Annotated in this window: 16 protein-coding genes and 1 pseudogene; 12 read left to right on the forward strand and 5 right to left on the reverse strand. The window is 59.6% G+C overall.

Going from position 1 to position 18109, the window contains the following annotated elements:
• Positions 1-89: 89 nt before the first annotated feature.
• Positions 90-1577: a helicase HerA-like domain-containing protein gene (locus ACYZTM_RS08425; protein ID WP_131062254.1), complete on the reverse strand. Its 1488-nt coding sequence runs from the start codon at positions 1575-1577 to the stop codon at positions 90-92.
• Between the two features lie 188 nt (positions 1578-1765).
• Between ACYZTM_RS08425 and ACYZTM_RS08430 the strand changes: the two are divergent.
• From ACYZTM_RS08430 to ACYZTM_RS08450, 5 genes and pseudogenes are all read left to right on the forward strand, one after another.
• A pseudogene (locus tag ACYZTM_RS08430) lies at positions 1766-2797 on the forward strand (HAMP domain-containing protein); the annotation flags it as partial.
• Positions 2798-2890: 93 nt separating this feature from the next.
• Positions 2891-3655: a methyl-accepting chemotaxis protein gene (locus ACYZTM_RS08435; RefSeq protein WP_427701491.1), complete on the forward strand. Its 765-nt coding sequence runs from the start codon at positions 2891-2893 to the stop codon at positions 3653-3655.
• Between the two features lie 193 nt (positions 3656-3848).
• Positions 3849-4970 (forward strand): glycosyltransferase family 4 protein, encoded by a 1122-nt coding sequence (locus tag ACYZTM_RS08440; protein ID WP_131062252.1) that lies wholly within the window; start codon positions 3849-3851, stop codon positions 4968-4970.
• The gene (locus ACYZTM_RS08445) at positions 4963-5739 is read left to right on the forward strand and encodes a DUF2334 domain-containing protein (RefSeq protein WP_461988097.1); all 777 of its coding nucleotides are present in this window, start codon (positions 4963-4965) and stop codon (positions 5737-5739) included. Before ACYZTM_RS08440 ends, ACYZTM_RS08445 begins: the two co-directional genes overlap by 8 nt.
• On the forward strand, positions 5736-6731 hold the full coding sequence (locus ACYZTM_RS08450) for a lysylphosphatidylglycerol synthase transmembrane domain-containing protein (RefSeq protein ID WP_461988099.1): 996 nt from the start codon (positions 5736-5738) through the stop codon (positions 6729-6731). Before ACYZTM_RS08445 ends, ACYZTM_RS08450 begins: the two co-directional genes overlap by 4 nt.
• Here ACYZTM_RS08450 and ACYZTM_RS08455 read toward each other — a convergent pair.
• Together ACYZTM_RS08455 and purU are read right to left on the reverse strand one after the other, a co-directional pair.
• On the reverse strand, positions 6718-6894 hold the full coding sequence (locus ACYZTM_RS08455; RefSeq protein WP_165557493.1) for a hypothetical protein: 177 nt from the start codon (positions 6892-6894) through the stop codon (positions 6718-6720). The genes ACYZTM_RS08450 and ACYZTM_RS08455 overlap by 14 nt on opposite strands.
• An 86-nt stretch (positions 6895-6980) precedes the next feature.
• Positions 6981-7829: a formyltetrahydrofolate deformylase gene (gene purU, locus ACYZTM_RS08460; RefSeq protein WP_461988102.1), complete on the reverse strand. Its 849-nt coding sequence runs from the start codon at positions 7827-7829 to the stop codon at positions 6981-6983.
• Positions 7830-8169: 340 nt separating this feature from the next.
• Here purU and mvaT point away from each other — a divergent pair, with 340 nt between their 5' ends.
• Entirely contained in the window at positions 8170-8547 is a 378-nt protein-coding gene (gene mvaT / locus ACYZTM_RS08465) for a histone-like nucleoid-structuring protein MvaT (protein WP_007933316.1), read from the forward strand.
• 99 nt (positions 8548-8646) lie between these two features.
• On the opposite strand, the gene sbcB is transcribed toward mvaT, so the two are convergent.
• A complete protein-coding gene (sbcB, locus tag ACYZTM_RS08470; RefSeq protein WP_131062248.1) occupies positions 8647-10077 on the reverse strand; it encodes an exodeoxyribonuclease I in 1431 nt (476 codons plus the stop codon).
• 182 nt (positions 10078-10259) lie between these two features.
• Here sbcB and ACYZTM_RS08475 point away from each other — a divergent pair, with 182 nt between their 5' ends.
• Genes ACYZTM_RS08475 through ACYZTM_RS08500 form a run of 6 tightly spaced genes read left to right on the forward strand, consistent with a single transcriptional unit; the run spans position 10260 to position 16973 of the window.
• Positions 10260-10985, forward strand: coding sequence for an RDD family protein (locus ACYZTM_RS08475; RefSeq protein WP_461988105.1), 726 nt, complete (start codon positions 10260-10262; stop codon positions 10983-10985).
• Entirely contained in the window at positions 10982-11959 is a 978-nt protein-coding gene (locus ACYZTM_RS08480) for a stage II sporulation protein M (RefSeq protein ID WP_461988107.1), read from the forward strand. Before ACYZTM_RS08475 ends, ACYZTM_RS08480 begins: the two co-directional genes overlap by 4 nt.
• A complete protein-coding gene (locus ACYZTM_RS08485) occupies positions 11946-13490 on the forward strand; it encodes a DUF4129 domain-containing protein (RefSeq protein ID WP_131062245.1) in 1545 nt (514 codons plus the stop codon). The genes ACYZTM_RS08480 and ACYZTM_RS08485 overlap by 14 nt, the downstream gene beginning before the upstream one ends.
• Positions 13487-14650 (forward strand): DUF4350 domain-containing protein, encoded by a 1164-nt coding sequence (locus tag ACYZTM_RS08490; protein ID WP_461988109.1) that lies wholly within the window; start codon positions 13487-13489, stop codon positions 14648-14650. The genes ACYZTM_RS08485 and ACYZTM_RS08490 overlap by 4 nt, the downstream gene beginning before the upstream one ends.
• Positions 14647-15648: an AAA family ATPase gene (locus ACYZTM_RS08495; RefSeq protein WP_109634332.1), complete on the forward strand. Its 1002-nt coding sequence runs from the start codon at positions 14647-14649 to the stop codon at positions 15646-15648. The genes ACYZTM_RS08490 and ACYZTM_RS08495 overlap by 4 nt, the downstream gene beginning before the upstream one ends.
• On the forward strand, positions 15645-16973 hold the full coding sequence (locus ACYZTM_RS08500; protein WP_461988112.1) for a DUF58 domain-containing protein: 1329 nt from the start codon (positions 15645-15647) through the stop codon (positions 16971-16973). The genes ACYZTM_RS08495 and ACYZTM_RS08500 overlap by 4 nt, the downstream gene beginning before the upstream one ends.
• 105 nt (positions 16974-17078) lie before the next feature.
• Here ACYZTM_RS08500 and ACYZTM_RS08505 read toward each other — a convergent pair whose 3' ends face one another.
• Positions 17079-18050, reverse strand: coding sequence for a hypothetical protein (locus ACYZTM_RS08505; RefSeq protein WP_461988114.1), 972 nt, complete (start codon positions 18048-18050; stop codon positions 17079-17081).
• Between the last annotated feature and the right edge of the window lie 59 nt (positions 18051-18109).

The following is an 18109-nucleotide window of genomic DNA, read 5'->3' on the forward strand; positions in this document are numbered from 1 at the left end:
AGCGGGCTTGCTCGCGAATGCGGTGTGTCATTCAACAGTGATGTCGACTGACACTCAGTCTTCGCGAGCAAGCCCGCTCCCACAGGTATTTAGCGGCGTTTGCTGCCGCCGAGTAGCGAGCCCATCAACCCGCGTACCAGCTGTCGGCCCAATTGATTGGCCGCCTGGCGCATCGCCGATTTCAGCGCCTGCCCCGCCGCCGTGCCGAGGAATTCCCCGGCCTTGTCGGTGAAACTTGGCTCTTCGGCCGCAGGCTTGCCCGCAGCGACGTCAGGCTCCGGCGCCAGACCTTTACGGCCCATCAATATTTCATAAGCCGATTCCCGATCAACCGGCTTGTCATACCGCCCTTTGAACGGCGACCCGGCGATCAGCATCGTGCGCTCGGTTTCGGTCAACGGCCCGATCCGCGATTGCGGCGGGGCGACCAATACACGCTGGACCATCTCCGGCGTGCCCTTGTCCTGCAAGGTGCCGACCAGCGCCTCGCCGATCCCCAGCTCAGTCAGCACCGACAAGGCGTCGAACGCCGGGTTCGGCCGGAAGCCTTCCGCCACCGCTCGCAGGGATTTCTGCTCCTTGGCGGTGAAGGCGCGCAAACCGTGCTGGATACGCAGGCCGAGCTGAGCCAGCACGTCATCCGGCAAGTCACCCGGCGATTGCGTGACGAAATACACGCCCACGCCTTTGGAACGAATCAGCCGCACCACCTGCTCCAGACGATCCTGCAAAGCCTTGGGCGTGCCAGCAAACAATAAATGCGCTTCGTCGAAAAACAGCGCCAGCAGCGGTTTGTCCGAATCGCCACGCTCCGGCAGTTGCTCGAACAACTCAGCCAGTAGCCACAGCAAGAACGTCGCATACACTTTCGGCGCTTCGTGGACCAGACGACTGGCATCCAGCAAGTGGATACGCCCACGTCCATCGGACGTCGGTTGCAGAATGTCTTCGAGTTGCAGCGCCGGTTCGCCGAACAGCGCTTCGGCGCCTTGTTGTTCCAGGGTCGCCAGACGCCGTAACAGCGCCTGACTGGAACCGGTGGTCATCAACGCCGCGTCGTCCCCCAGCAATTCGGGGTTGTCACGCAGGTGATTGAGCAGCGCCTTCAAATCCTTGAGATCCAGCAGCAACAGCCCTTCGCGGTCCGCCACCTTGAACGCGGCATACAGCGCCGACTGCTGACTGTCGGTCAGCTCCAGCAGGCTGCCAATCAGCAACGGCCCCATTTCACTCAAGGTCGTGCGCAATGGATGACCGGACTGACCGTGAATGTCCCACAAGGTCACCGGATACGCCGCAGGTTTGTGGTTCAGCCACGGCATCCCGGCGATCCGCTCGGCGATTTTGCCTTGAGGGTTGCCGGCGGCACCCAGGCCACACAGGTCACCCTTGATGTCTGCCGCAAACACCGCCACGCCAGCGTCGCTGAACGCTTCGGCCAGCCGCTGCAACGTAACGGTTTTACCGGTGCCGGTAGCGCCCGCGACCAGACCGTGACGGTTCGCCAGGCGCATGGCCTGAGAGACAGGCTGGCCGGCAAGGTCAGCGCCGATAACGAGTTGCGATGAGTCAGGCATTTTGTCACCCATGGTTAATCTTTGATCCTGCACGGCCGATACAAATAGTTGTAAGACCAATCCGAAAATAGCGTCGGTAATTCCCTAAGGAGAGGATGGAAATATCAGCTTTTTTTCAACATTGCCCATTTTGCGTGCCTATATAAAAGCACGCTCAGGACATTAAGACCTTAGCGGAACCCCAAGCCATGAACAAAAACCTGCGCTTCAGCCATAAAATTTTGCTTGCCGCCGCACTCATCGTTATTGCCGCCTTCGCCTCGTTCACGCTGTACAACGACTACCTGCAGCGCAACGCCATTCGCGAAGACCTGGACAATTACCTCAATGAGATGGGAGACGTCACCGCCAACAACATCCAGACCTGGCTGGCCGGTCGTATCCAGCTGATCGATAACCTTGCTCAAAACATAGCCATCAATCCTGAACAGTCCAATGTCGCCAGCCTGCTTGAGCAGAAAGCCCTGACGTCGACCTTCATGGCGTCCTACCTGGGCGATGCCACCGGCAGCTTCACGATTCGCCCGGACGCAAAAATGCCCGCCGGCTTCGATCCTCGGGTGCGCCCTTGGTACAAAGGCGCCGAAATCAGCAGCACGGCGACCCTGACCGAACCTTACATCGATGCAGCGACCGGCCAGACCATCATCTCCATCGCCACCGCCTCGAAAAAGGCCGGACAAAGCGTGGGCGTGGTGGGCGGCGACTTGAGCCTGCAAACCCTGATCGACACCCTCAGCGCCCGCGACTTTTCCGGCATGGGCTACGCCTTCCTGGTCAGCGCCGACGGCAAGATCCTGGTGCACCCGGACAAAGCCCTGGTGATGAAGTCCCTGAGCGAGGCGTACCCGAAAAACACCCCGCGTATCAGCACCGACTTCAGTGAAGTGGAGGTCGACGGCAAGACTCGTATCGTCACCTTCACCCCGATCAAAGGCCTGCCGTCGGTCAACTGGTACATCGGCCTGTCGATCGATAAAGACAAAGCCTTCTCGATGCTCAGCGAATTCCGCGCCTCGGCGGTCGTCGCGACCATCATCGCCGTGGCGATCATCATTGCGCTGCTGGGCATGTTGATCCGCATCCTGATCCAGCCGCTGCACGTCATGACCCGCGCCATGGCGGACATCGCCGACGGTGAAGGCGACCTGACCAAGCGCCTGACCATTGAAAACAACGACGAATTCGGCGTCCTCGGCACCGCGTTCAACCGTTTCGTGGAACGTATTCACGGTTCGATCCGTGAAGTGTCCTCGGCCACCGGCCAGGTCAACGAAGTCGCGCTGCGGGTGGTAGCCGCCTCGAACTCGTCGATGTTCAACTCCGACCAGCAAGCCTCGCGCACCAGCAGCGTGGCTGCGGCGATCAACCAGCTCGGCGCCGCCGCACAGGAAATCGCCCGCAACGCCGCCCAGGCTTCCAGTCAGGCCAGCGATGCCCGCAGCCTGGCCGAGGACGGTCAACAAGTGGTGGATCGCAGTATCAAAGCGATGAATCAGCTGTCGAGCATGCTCAGCGCTTCGAGTACCAACATCGAATCGCTGAACAGCAAAACCGTGAACATCGGGCAAATTCTCGAAGTGATCACCAGCATCTCCCAGCAAACCAACCTGCTGGCGCTGAACGCCGCCATCGAAGCGGCCCGTGCCGGTGAAGCCGGACGGGGTTTTGCCGTGGTTGCAGATGAGGTGCGCAACCTGGCGCATCGCACGCAGGAATCGGCGCAACAGGTGCAGACCATGATCGAGGAGCTGCAAGTCGGCGCTCGTGAATCCGTCAGCACCATGAGCGACAGCCAGCGCCACAGCCAGGACAGCGTGGAAATCGCCAACCTGGCGGGCGAGCGGTTGAACAGCGTGACATTGCGTATTGGTGAGATTGACGGGATGAACCAGTCGGTGGCGACGGCGACTGAGGAGCAGACGGCGGTGGTGGAGTCGATCAATGTCGACATTACCGAGATCAATACGCTGAATCAGGAAGGTGTGGAGAACTTGCAGTCGACGTTGCGGGCTTGCTCGGACCTTGAGCAGCAGGCGGCGCGTCTTAAGCAGTTGGTGGGCAGTTTCCGTATTTAGTGTCTGAACCGGCCCCTTCGCGGGCAAGCCTCGCTCCTACAAGGATTCGTGTGAACCTGTAGGAGCGAGGCTTGCCCGCGAAGACGGTCTGAAATACACCGCAAAAACCTCGCTGGATCCCCCCGCCACAAAACCCCAACCGAACATCTATCCTTCATAAAGGTCAACCAAGGGAGAACAACGGACCGGAGGGATGCTCATTGTGCATATCGCGGACATAACCATGTTCTACGCCCCTGCCAGCGGAGGCGTGCGCACGTATCTGGATGCCAAGCACCGTCGCCTGAGTATCAAGCCAGGCATTCGCCACAGTTTGCTGATCCCGGGGGCACACCTGAGTGAACAGGATGGCGTTTTCACCGTTCCAGCCCCGGCCCTGCCCTTCGGCAAGGGGTATCGTTTCCCCCTCCGTCTGGCCCCCTGGCGAAATGTCCTGCAAGACTTACAGCCCGATCTGATCGAAGTCGGTGACCCTTACCTCACCGCATGGGCGGCCCTGGATGCGCGCCGGCAACTGGATGTGCCGGTAATCGGGTTTTATCACTCGGACCTGCCGCTGCTGGTCAGCAATCGCATGGGCAATTGGGTGACCCCGAATGTCGAAGCCTATGTCAGAAAATTGTACGGCAACTTCGACCGGGTGCTGGCGCCGAGTCAGGTCATGGCCGACAAGTTGATCGGTCTGGGGGTGAAGAATGTGTTCGTGCAGCCGCTGGGCGTCGATCTGCAAATATTTAATCCCGGGGCAAGGGACAGCGGCTTGCGGGCTGAACTGGGCATCGATGAAAACACCCATCTGCTGATCTTCGCCGGCCGTGGCTCCAAGGAAAAGAACCTGCCGGTCCTGCTCAGTTGCATGAAGCGTCTCGGGCCTCGTTTTCACTTGCTTCTGGTCGGCTCGTCGATGCCCGCCGTGGTGCCGGACAACGTTACCGTCGTCGATGAGTTCTGCCCGGCCACCCAAGTCGCGCGGTTAATGGCCAGCGCTGACGCGCTGCTGCATGCCGGAGATCAGGAAACGTTCGGACTGGTAATCCTCGAAGCCATGGCCAGCGGCATTCCGGTCGTGGCCGTGGCTGCCGGGGCTTTTCAGGAAATCGTGACCGATCAATGCGGCCTGCTGTGCGCGCCGAACAATCCCCTGGCGATGGCCAACGCCGTCCGCGAGCTGTTCAGTCAGGGGAGCGCCGCTCTAGGCAAACGAGCTCGCAGTCATGTTGAACAGCATTACGCCTGGGACACCGTGGTCAACAGCCTGCTGGGTCACTATCACGCTGTTCTCGGCAGCCCATGGCCGCTGACCGCCAATGGTTGAGCCCATGAACCCGCCCAGCGTGTTACTCGTGCTGCACGACGTTGCGCCGCAAACCTGGGCCGATTACCAGCCTTTTGTCGAAGCCGTCGATGCCTTGGGCGAGGTGCCGATGACCTGGCTGGTGGTGCCGAATTTCCATAAGCACAACGATCTGGACGAGAACCCGGGATTCAGACGCTTGCTCACCAGCCGAGTCGCCCGAGGTGACGAACTGGCATTGCACGGCTACTTTCATTGCGATGAAGACCCTCCTCCCAGCAACCCCAGAGACTGGTTCATGCGCCGGATCTACACCCACGAAGGCGAGTTTTACAGCTTGTCGCAAGCCGCCGCCCTCGCCCGTCTGCGGGCCGGAATAGAAGTGTTCCATCGCTATCGCTGGCCGCTGGAAGGCTTCGTCGCCCCGGCCTGGCTGATGAGCGAAGGCACTCGTCAAGCGTTGCGCCAGTTACCGCTGAGCTACACCAGCGATCCTCAGCATCTCTATCGTCTGCCGGATCTCACTGCCATCGATGCGCCGGGACTGGTCTGGAGCGCGCGCAGCGCCTGGCGTCGGGGCCTGTCGAAACTCGTCAGCGATCAGCGGGAACAGCGTTGGCGGCAAGCGCCGGTGATTCGTCTCGGCCTGCACCCGGTGGACATGCGTCATGGGTTTTCGCGCCATTACTGGCTGCAAACCCTCAGGCGCTTGCTCGATCAAGGTCGCGTGCCGATGACCAAGGCCCAGTGGCTCTCGCGGCACAGTGACCGTCTTGGTCGCGTCGCATGAGCCGGGGGATTCTGCTGTTTATCGCCCTGCTCGCCGCAGTGTTGATTCCGTTGCTGCTGGGCGGCAACCAGACATGGTCGCGGCTGCAAAACTTTCCATTGAATGAATTGCTGATCATGTTCGGCATGATCTTGCTGTGCTGGGGGGTGAACACCCAGCGCCTGCGCCTGTTGCTGGGCGATCAGTGCGACAAGGTGGGCCGGATCAAAAGCCTCGGCGTGGTGATGGCCGCCGAGTTCGCCTACTGCGCCACACCCGGCGGCAGCGGTGGCCCGCTGACCATCATGGCGCTGCTGGCGCGCAACGGCGTGCGCCCGGCAAGGGGCAGCGCGGTGTTCGCCATGGACCAGCTCAGCGACCTGCTGTTTTTCCTCTGCGCGTTGAGCGGGATTCTGATTTATGCGCTGTTCCAGCACCTCAGCGAGCGCCTGGAATGGTTGCTGATCGTCAGTGCCATCTCGATGTTCGGCGGGTTGCTCAGTTGCGTGGTGGTGGCCCGCTACCATCGAATGCTGATTCGCCTGAGTGGGCGGCTGCTCGTTCGCCTCAATGTCGAAGGCACCACGCGCCTGCGCTGGGCGCGAAAGCTGCTGCACTTTCTGGCGGCGTTCACTGACACGCTGAAGTTGCCGGCTCTGACATTGATCAAGGTATTTGCCCTGACCTGCGTCCATTGGCTCCTTCGTTATAGCGTGCTGTATCTGGCGTTGCGCGGGCTCGGGGCGGATTTACAGTGGGCCTGGTGTTTCCTGATCCAGATGCTTTCGCTGAGTGCCGGGCAATTCAGTCTGTTACCGGGCGGTGCCGGTGCGGCGGAGTTGACGTCGGCGGCGCTGTTGGCGCCCATGGTGGGGAAATCCACCGCCGCGGCGGCGATTCTGATCTGGCGGGCGGTGACGTATTACTTCTACCTGGTGGTGGGTGGCCCGGTGTTTTTGCTGATGCTGGGACGGCCGCTGCTCAAGAAGCTGATGAAGTTCAAGCAGGCTTAGGCTTGTCGTCGGGTTCTTGCTGCAACTGCTCCCACAACTCGGCGGCACCGGGGAATTCCGTGCCGTCTTCGGCGCTCATGTCATCCGGGTCGTAGCGACTTAGACAGCCTTCCCCCAACGTGGCGGGGGCCTTGGAGGTGGCTTTGTCGAGCGGATCGGCCATGGTCATGTCCTCATTGCAGAAACGGCGAAGGGCCTGAAGCAATTGAACGCCCAGGCCCTTCGAATTTCAACCGTGTTGTGTGACTGTCAGAACACCACGGTCTTGTTGCCGTGCACCAGCACCCGGTCTTCCAGGTGATAACGCAGACCGCGGGCCAACACCATCTTCTCGACGTCACGGCCGAAACGCACCATGTCTTCGATGCTGTCACTGTGGCTGACGCGCACCACGTCCTGCTCGATGATCGGACCGGCATCCAGCTCTTCGGTGACGTAGTGGCAAGTCGCGCCGATCAACTTCACGCCACGCATGGAAGCCTGGTGATACGGCTTGGCGCCGACGAACGACGGCAGGAAGCTGTGGTGGATGTTGATGACCTTGTGCGCATATTCACTGCACAACGCGGGCGGCAGGATTTGCATGTAACGGGCAAGTACCACCACTTCAGCATCGTGATGTTTGACCAGCCGCGAGACTTCGGCGAAGGCCGGCTCTTTGTCCTGTGGATTGACCGGTACGTGGTAATAAGGAATGCCGTGCCACTCGACCATGCTGCGCAAGTCGTCGTGGTTGGAAATCACGCAGGAGATCTCGCAGTCCAGTTCGTCACTGTGCCAGCGGTGCAGCAAGTCAGCCAGGCAGTGGGACTCACGGCTGGCCATCAACACAACGCGCTTTTTCTGCGCGGTGTCGGTAATGCGCCAGTTCATCGAGAACTCTTCGGCAATCGGTGCAAACGCTTCGCGAAAGGCTTCAATACCGAAAGGCAGCGAATCGGCACGAATTTCGTGACGCATGAAGAACCAGCCACTCAGATTGTCCGAGTGATGGCTCGCTTCAGTGATCCAGCCGTTATGTGACGCCAGAAAGTTACTGACTTTAGCAACGATGCCGACGCGGTCCGGGCAAGCAATCACCAGCCGAAAAGTGCGCATGAGGGGGAAACTCCAGAACTTCGCAAAGGCCGCCATTCTAGCGATTGCGCAGCAAAACTGCAGTATTGATGACGCATTGCGCTGCACACGGGTCAGTGGAACAGCTTTCGGCAGCACCTCACCGCCCGCGCGATGGTGTTCTTGTAGTCTTTCTTCAAGCGTTCAATTGTGAATATCTGTGATGACTGCATCACACTTTTAACTCTGCGTTCAATTTGCGCCCTATTCACCACAACTAATTTAACTAAAACACCGGTTAAATGTTTACTTGATGAAACACCCTGACTATTATTGCGGCACTGTCACCCTGCCATCCCGCGCCCAACATAAGGTAGTCCTCATGTCCTTGATCAACGAATATCGTGCCACCGAAGAAGCTATCAAAGAGCTGCAAGCCCGTTTGAAGAACCTGTCCCAAGACGACAAACTGCAAACCGAGCTGGAATTCGAAGGCAAACTGCGCACCCTGATGGGCGAATACTCCAAGTCCCTGCGTGACATCATCGCTTTGCTGGATCCAGAGTCCAAGACCAAAGCACCACGCGGCGGCGCAGTAAAAACTACCGGCACCAAGCGTGCTCGCAAAGTTAAACAATACAAAAACCCGCACAACGGCGAAGTCATCGAAACCAAAGGTGGCAACCACAAGACTCTGAAAGAGTGGAAAGCCAAGTGGGGCGGTGACGTGGTTGAGGGCTGGGCTACCCTGCTGGGCTAATCCCCAGAGGTTGTCAAAGACTTATCCGCGACAAAAAATAACGCCAGCTGATGCTGGCGTTTTTTATGCCCGGTATAAAGCACCGGGCATTTTTCATTTTCAAAGATTCAAACGTTTGCGTAATCCCTGGACATAATTCTGCCATTCATTCAGCACCTCTCGCTGAAACGATGTAGCAGTAATGTTCAATTGGGCCGCGGCGTCTACAAAACTTTCAAGCGTATTTGGCGCGCCCCACTCGGGGGTCGACAAACGTTGCTGACAGAATATTCGCCAGCGCTCTTGCTCCTCGAAACTCAACGTATCAGGGAAGTTGCGTGCTCGATATCGAAACAATAATTCCGGTAAACGTTCGTCATCGAAAGGCCATTGCTCTTGTGATAATTGGGCAGGGTCGGCGGCCCTGACTTGCTCACATAGCCGACGATCACGATCACCGATAAAACCATCGTATAACTGTTGCTCGGGGTCCTGGCTCGGAGTGAAATCTTCGCCGGCATAAATCGCCAACACTTTATCCCGCCAAACTTGTTGTGCGTCACTTAGTCGCAGTACGCGATCCTGATAAAGCGCCATGTCCAGCCCCAGCCGTTGCTGATCGTCAGGGCGAAGTACCGACAACGGCGCCACCACCGGGCACTTGTTGATATGAATGAGTTTGAGGGGCACCGGCAGTTCGCCGTCGGCCAGGTCATCGCGGCGGGTATACAGCCGCTGACGCAAGGTGTCTGCATCCAGATCGAGCAAGCCCTGGGGATCCAGATGCAGATCACAGACAATCAAGGCGTTTTTGTTGCGCGGATGCCAGGCCAGTGGCAGCACGACCCCCACATAACTGCGAGCCGCCGAGAATCGACCGGAAATATGCACCATTGGCTGTAACAGCCGAATCTGATCCATCACCTTTTGTTTGCCGCGCAACTGAAACAGCCAGTCATACAACTTCGGCTGCTTCTCGCGAATCAGACGAGCGAGGGCGATGGTGGCGCGAACGTCCGACAGCGCCTCGTGGGCATTGCCGTGGTCAATGCCATTGGCGGCGGTCAGCCGTTCGAGTTTGAGCGTCACCCGCCCTTCATCATCGGTTGGCCAGACGAGGCCATCGGGACGCAAGGCGTAGGCTGCACGCACCACATCAATCAGGTCCCAGCGGCTGTTGCCGCCCTGCCATTCGCGCGCATACGGGTCGAAAAAATTTCGGTACAGGCTGTAACGGGTCATCTCGTCATCGAAACGCAACGTGTTGTAACCCGCCCCGCACGTACCCGGCGCCGCCAGTTGAGCATGCACCCGGGTCATGAAGTCGGCTTCGCTCAAACCGTGTTCGGCCAGTTGACCGGGCGTAATGCCAGTGATCGCGCAAGCGGCCGGATGCGGCAGGATGTCGTCGCTGGGCTGGCAAAACAGGTTGACCGGCTCGTCTATTTCATTGAGATCGAAGTCGGTGCGAATTCCCGCCACCTGCAGCGGGCGGTCGCATCGGGGGTTGATGCCAGTGGTTTCATAGTCGTACCAGAAGATCGAGGTCACGGGCTGTTCCTGAACTGAAGATCGGCAAAGTCTAGGCGTTCACATCCCGCCCCGGCCAGTAATCTGTCATTCAACCACCTCTGGCCACTCACCGTGCAATACATAGTTATGTCGTTTTCCCCCGAGAGGCTGCTAGCATCGGACGGATATCGAATCCCGAACAGGCCACATCAAGGTTGCCCATGCTCGAGACCACAGCACTGCCAAGGAAAGCGACGCTGTCCCCGCCACTGGACACGCGGTATCAAGTCGAAACGCCCGAAGGCATCGACTTGCCACTGCGCCCGGCCGGGTTGATGGTGCGTGCGCTGGCCTTCTCCATCGACCTCGGGTTGCGCGGGCTGATTCTCGGCGTGCTGTTTATCGTTCTGGCGTTTCTCGGCAAACTTGGCGCAGGGCTGGGCTCGATTCTGTTGTTCGGGGTGAGCTGGTGGTACATGGTGCTGTTCGAGGTGCTCAATCAGGGCCGGTCGCCGGGCAAACAATGGATGGGATTGCGCGTGGTACAGGACGACGGCACCCCGATCGGTTGGTCTGCTTCGCTATTGCGTAACCTGTTGCGATTCGTCGACCTGTTGCCATTTGGCTACTTTCTCGGGGCCATCAGCTGCCTGCAACACCCCTCCTTCAAACGCCTCGGTGACCTGGCGGCTGGCACACTGGTCATCTACCGCGAACAACCGCTGACCCGACCACAACTGCCCGACGTCCCGCCTCGACGCGCGGCGTTTGCCCTGACGCTGCCGGAACAACGCGCCATCCTCGGGTTTGCCGAACGCCAGGGTGAGCTCTCTGAGGCGCGGACCCATGAACTCGCGTCCATCCTTGCCCAACCGTTGCAGGTTTCTGCACCACTCGCCGTAGCGGAACTCAACGGCATCGCCCGTGGTTTGTTGGGGCCCGCATGAAGCAAAGCCTTTTCGAAAATCGCCACAAGGCCGAATGGGAGCAGTTTTCCCTGATGCTCGAACAGCTGGAGCGCGGCAAGGAAGCTCCAGGGATCGCCGGTTTCCCGAAAGACTACCGGCGGCTCTGCCAGCATTTGGCATTGGCTCAGGAGCGCGGCTACAGCAGTTTCCTGATCGACTCGTTGCAGCAACATGTGCTACGCGGGCATCAACAGCTTTATCGGCATCGCAGTCGACTGGGCGCCAACATACTGGGCTTCATCCTTGCCGGATTTCCGCGACTGGTGCGCGAACAATGGCGCTTCGTGCTCGCCGCCGGCCTGATGTTTTTTGGCAGCCTGATCGGCTTCGCGCTGCTGGTGTATCTGTTCCCGGACCTGGTCTACAACCTGATCCCGGCCGAGCAGGTTACTGAGATGCAGAGCATGTACGACCCGGTCGCCGGTCATTTGGGTCGCTCGGCGGAACGCGCCGCCAGTGAAGACTGGGTGATGTTCGGTTACTACATCATGCACAACATCGGCATCGCCTTTCAGACCTTCGCCAGCGGTTTGCTGTTTGGTCTGGGCAGCGTGTTTTTCCTGCTCTTCAACGGTTTGATGATCGGCGCAGTGGCCGGGCACCTGACGCACATCGGCTTCGGGCAAACCTTCTGGTCGTTCGTGATCGGTCACGGCGCGTTCGAATTGAGCGCCATCGCCCTGGCCGGGGCCGCCGGCCTGCAACTGGGCTGGGCGTTGATCGCACCGGGGCGACTGCCCCGCGCCGAAGCCTTGCGACTGGCAGCGCGTAAAAGCGTGTTGCTGATCTGCGGTGTCATGCTGTTTCTGCTGATTGCCGCATTCATCGAAGCCTACTGGTCGTCGATGACCGCGCCGGCGCCCATGACCAAATACCTGGTCGGCGTGGCGCTTTGGTTGTTGGTGGCCACTTACCTGCTGTTTGCCGGACGAACCCGCCATGCGCCTGAGTGACGCCACGGTTGTGATCCGCCCGCGCACCTCCTGGGAAGCCATGGACCTGGGCGTGCTGCTGAGCCAGCGTCATCGACGATTGCTGATGACCAGCTGGGCCATCATCACCGTGCCGATCTTCGCCCTGCTCACCTTGTTTCTGTGGGACTCACCCTCCCTCGCCGTGTTCATTTTCTGGTGGTTGAAACCAGCGTTCGAGCGACTGCCGTTGTACATCCTGTCCAAAGCCATGTTCGGTGAAACGCCCACCTTGAAACAGGCGCTGCGCCAATGGCCGCGCCTGCTCAAGCCACAACTGCTGGCCAGCCTGACCTGGCGACGCCTGAGTCTGAGCCGCAGTTTTCTGATGCCGGTGGTGCAACTCGAAGGCCTGGCGGGTGACGAACGACAACAGCGCTTGAGGGTGCTGCTGCAGCGCAACGCCGGCGCCGCGCAGTGGTTGACGATCATCGGTGTGCATCTGGAAAGTGCGCTGTGGATTGGCTTGATGGTGTTGTTCTATATGTTCCTGCCACAGCAGGTCGAACTCGACTGGAGCTGGCAGACCTTGATCACCGCCGCCACCCAGGACTGGCACTGGCTGGAACACCTGACCAATGCCTTTTATGTGCTGGTGCTGATTGTCTGGGAACCGATCTATGTAGCCTGCGGTTTCAGCCTTTACCTGAATCGGCGCACGGTACTCGAAGCCTGGGACATCGAACTGGTGTTCCGCCGATTGCGCCAACGCCTCAACACCACGGCGATCACTCTGTTTTTGGCGGCGCTCCTGCTGGTGCCGGCCGCACAAAACGTCTGGGCCGCCGACCCGATCATTACCCCGGACAGCCCACGCCTGCTGGACCAACCGCTGACCAGCCAGGCCTCCAGAGACAGCATCAAAACCCTCCTCGATCAGCCGCCGTTCAAGAACAAGGAAACGGTGACCCGCTATCGATTTGGCGAAGACAAACCCGACACCAAAACCCCGGACGACGGGAAAACACCTGAATGGCTGAAGGCACTCGCCAGCCTGCTCGACAGCCAGCGTTTCGGCTTTCTCGCCAACCTGATTGAAGTACTGTTATGGGGGGCGGTAATCGGTGGCATCGGCTTGCTGATCTGGCGTTACCGCGACTGGTTGCTGGCATTCGTCAGCCGTCGGCCGACATTAAACCGTAAAGCCGCACGCCCGTTACCACAGCAAGCGTTCGGCCTGGACCTGAGCCGCGAAACCTTGCCCGCCGACATTGCCGCCAGCGCCGAAAGCCTCTGGCAAACCAACCCGCGCGCGGCGCTCGGGTTGCTCTATCGCGCCCTGCTCAGCCATTTGTTGCACGACCACAACATGGCGCTGAAACCCGCCGACACCGAAGGCGAGGTGCTGCAACGCGTAGAGCAATTGCACCAACCGGCCTTGCTCGCCTTCAGTAAAACCCTGACCGGGCATTGGCAGAACATGGCCTACGGGCATCGCCTGCCACCCGCGCATTTGCAACAGGAACTGTGTGACGGCTGGCGAACATTGTTCGGCCCGGGGGTGGCCCGTTGAGCCGGCGCTTGTGGCTTTCTGTCGGTGTGTTCATCACCGTGCTGGTGGGCGCGCTGAGTGTTTATCTGTACCTGAAGGCCACGCCCTATCAGGCAGAAATCGATCACGGCCCCACACCCGAAGCCCAGGCCAATCCCTATCTGGCCGCCGAGCATTTCCTGCGTAAGCAGGGCCTGACCGTCGGCCATGCCAACAGCCTCGACGTGCTGCCCACCCTCGATCCGCATCAGCACAGTCTGTTGTTGCTGGGTGATCGCTACAACATGACGCCACGCCAGATTGATCAAGTGATGAACTGGACCCGGGCCGGCGGGCGTCTGCTGTTTGTCGCCCAGTCGCTGTGGGATGAAAAGGCCGGCCAGAGCAATGACCTGCTGCTCGATCGCGTGCAGTTGCACCAGTCGCTGAGCAAAGACCTCAAGGATCCACCGCCGGATCCCCTCGACGACCCCTACCCCAAACTGACCAAGCTGTACCTGGAAGATGAGGACGCGCCCGCCTACGCCAGCTTCGATACCGCGTTCCATCTCGAAGACCCGAAAAACCTCGCCCAGGCCTGGGCCAACAGTGGCAAAGCCACGCACATGATGCAGCTGAACCACGGGCTCGGTTCGATCATCGTGGTCACCGACGCCGACCTGTGGAAAAACCCGGCCATCGGCCAATACGACAACGCCTGGCTGCTCTGGTACCTGACCGCCGACACGAGCGTGACCTTGCTGTTCAACTCCGATCACGACAGCCTCCTGACGTTGCTGCTGCGAAATTTCCCTCAGGCGTTGGTCGCCCTCATCGCCCTGATCGGTCTTGCCCTCTGGCATGTCGCGGTGCGCCATGGTCCGCTGCTGGAGCCTGCTGCGAAAGGTCGCCGGCAACTTCAGGAACACCTGCGCGCCAGCGCCGATTTCATGTTGCGCCGCAACGGCCAGCAGCACCTGCTGCAAGCCTTGCAACAAGACATCCTGCGGCGTGTGCGGCGCCGTCATCCCGGTTTCGAACAACTCGGTGTTGCCGAGCAATGGCTGGTGCTCGCGCGCCTGACTGGCCAACCCACTCGCGCCATTAGCCAGGCAATGAGCCCGCGACCGAAACAGCGGCTGTCCAGCGCTGACTTCAGTCGTCAGGTCGCCCACCTGCAAACCTTGAGGAACACGCTATGAGTCAACAGATCGAGCCCGGCAGCGCGACCCACGCCGCCCAGCAACGCCAGCGCGCCAGTCAGTTGGCCCAGGCCGTGCGCAATGAGTTGCAGAAAGCCGTGATCGGCCAGAACAGCGTGATCGACGACGTCCTCACCGCGCTGATCGCTGGCGGCCACGTGCTGCTCGAAGGCGTGCCGGGTTTGGGCAAAACGCTGCTGGTGCGCGCCCTCGCCCGCTGCTTCGGCGGTGAGTTCGCGCGCATCCAGTTCACCCCGGACCTGATGCCCAGCGACGTCACCGGGCACGCGGTCTACGACCTGAACACCGAGCAGTTCAAACTGCGCAAAGGGCCGCTGTTCACCAACCTGCTGCTGGCCGACGAGATCAACCGCGCCCCGGCGAAAACCCAGGCCGCGCTGCTTGAAGCCATGCAGGAACGCCAAGTCACCCTCGAAGGCCGCGCCCTGCCCATCGTGCAACCGTTTATGGTGCTTGCCACGCAAAACCCGATCGAACAGGAAGGCACGTATCCACTGCCCGAGGCCGAGCTCGACCGCTTCATGCTCAAGGTGCGCATGGATTACCCCGACGCCGAGCAAGAGCTGAACATGGTCCGTCAGGTCAGCCGTTCGACCCGCGCCGACATGCTCGACGTGCAACCGCTGCGCACCGTGTTGCAAGCCAAGGACGTGCTGGCCTTGCAGCGCATTGCCAGTGATCTGCCGCTGGACGATCAGGTCCTCGATTACGCCGTTCGCCTGGCCCGCACCACCCGCACCTGGCCAGGCCTGACCCTCGGCGCCGGGCCACGCGCCTCCATTGCGCTGGTGCGATGCGCCCGCGCCCGGGCGCTGCTGCGCGGTGGCGACTTCGTGATTCCCGATGACATCAAAGGTTGCGCCCTGGCCGTGCTGCGTCATCGCGTGCGCATTGCGCCGGAACTCGACATCGAAGGATTGGACGTCGATCAAGTGCTCAAGCAATTGCTCGATCAAGTGCCGGCGCCACGTTTGTGAAACCGTCACGCCTGTTGCTGATCTGGCTCGCCATCCTGCTGGCCATCGGCATCGTGCTGGGCACATTGCGGGGACTGGAATTCGACGTACCTTCGAGGCTGTTGTCGATCAACTGGGGATTGTTGCTGGCGCTGCTGGCCCTGGCCGTTCTCGACGCTGTTCGCCTCAAGCGTTTGCCCTCACCACGCATTAAGCGACAAATGCCTGGCAGCCTTGCGCTCGGTCGATGGAGCGAAGTGCGACTGGAGCTCGATCATGATTTCACTGAACCGCTGAACGTACTCATCTTCGACCACGTGCCCGACGGCCTGAGCTTCGAAAACCTTCCGCTCTCTGCCGAACTGCAACCCGGCCAGCAGAGCCAGGTCGGCTATCGATTGCGCCCACTAAAGCGCGGCCACTTCACCTTTGAACACTGCGAAATCAACCTGCCGAGCCCGTTGGGTTTGTGGTCCGACAAACGCCTGCTCAACGTGGTCGACAGCACCCGCGTCTACCCCGACTTCGCCCGCCTCTACGGCGGTGAAATGCTGGCGGTGGATAACTGGCTCAGCCAACTCGGCGTGCGCCAGCGCCAACGTCGTGGCCTGGGCCTGGAATTCCATCAACTGCGCGAATTTCGCGAAGGCGACAGCCTGCGCCAGATCGACTGGAAAGCCACCGCCCGCCAACGAACGCCCATCGCCCGTGAGTACCAGGACGAACGCGACCAACAAATCATCTTCATGCTCGATTGCGGCCGCCGGATGCGCAGCCAGGACGGCGAACTCGCTCATTTCGATCACGCACTCAATGCTTGCCTGTTGCTCAGCTACATCGCCCTGCGCCAAGGCGATGCGGTAGGCCTGAGCACCTTCGCCAGTGATCGACCGCACTACCTCGCCCCGGTCAAAGGCCCGGGCCAGCTCAGCGTATTGCTCAACACCGTCTACGACCTCGACAGCACCCAGCGCCCCGCCGATTACCAGGCCGCCGCCACGCAACTGCTGGCCCGACAAAAACGCCGGGCGCTGGTGGTGCTGGTCACCAACCTGCGAGACGAAGACGACGAAGAACTGCTCACAGCCGTCAAACGCCTGAGCAAACTGCATCGGGTGTTGGTGGCGAGTCTGCGCGAAGACTTGCTCGACAATTTGCGGCACGCGCCGGTGCAGACCTTGCCGGAAGCGCTGGCCTATTGCGGGACGGTGGCTTACTTGAATGACCGAGCGCAGCTCCATGAGCGGTTGAGTGCTCATGGAGTGCCGGTGGTGGATGCCCGGCCCGGGGAGCTGGGGCCGGCATTAGTGACGCGATATCTGGCATGGAAGAAGGCGGGGGGCTAATAACGGCGCGCAAATCGGCGGGTGTCCAAATCCCGGACCAGGCTGTTTTCAGGTGCTCCACAGCATGTTCCGAATTTTGGGTAAACAGGGTTTCTGTTATGGCCACTAGTACCCGACAACGCTACTGTCGTACGTGTTTACGATGCGCATACTGATATACACATCCTCATCAACATTTGAGCTAGAAACCTCACCGATTACGTCAGAGTACCTATCATAAAATCGATGGCTACCCTCTTGGAGGTTGACCAGAACGCCACTAACCGGGATTTTCAGAAATGAGGAAATCGCACGAATTTTTTCCAGTTTCCGCGGGTATCCTGGAAGTGACTCAGTCGACTCACTCCAGCGTTTAGCCGTTACCAGGTTATGCCCCAACGACATGGTTAATGGCAACAACTCTCGACCCCACTCAACGAACATCAACTGCAATGAAAAGTCTCCGTTCTCGATAGTATCGAGGCAATTCAGCGTCCACGATGCCCCGTCCGGACCCAGCAACTGGACGTCCTCCACCGAGGGGGTTACCACTACGCCTAGAGCGGTGGCAGGCTCACCAGCCCATAACAGTTTCACCGGCGTGTTAAGCAATGAACTGGAGGGTTTGAGCTGCACGGTGACGGTGTGCGTTGCACCATGGCAGGGAAAGGCGCTCGCTCCGAACGCAGTCGGAAACTCGTCGAATTTAACCTCGAGTTCTTGGGCGAAATCAACTACCACACCCGGCAATGGCGGTGATTTCGCGAGCTGTTCAAACTTCGGAAGGGCAAAGTGCAGTTCAAAAGTGCCGCTATGCGCATACTCGGTAGAAATAGACCAACTCAAGGAGGTGGTGTCCTTAGCCATCTCACACAGTTGTCCCAATGGCGGATCAAATACCAGACCTTGCCCCTCTGCGTTCGGGGAATACTCCAAAGCAAGGAACCCTTCTGACTGGCCAATCAGCCAACTGTATTTATAGTCCAGCTTAAGTGTGCAAATCTCTCCCGCTACTAAATTCAGTCTCACGTCGAACCAATCTACCTCCACATCGTTAACGTAAACCCTGAATTCCTGCAACCAAGTAAAATTAGACATATCTCACTCCAAACTAAACTCAATAGATACTTCGCGGCACGACACCTGACACTAAATAA

The organism is Pseudomonas sp. MDT2-39-1, from assembly GCF_054898085.1.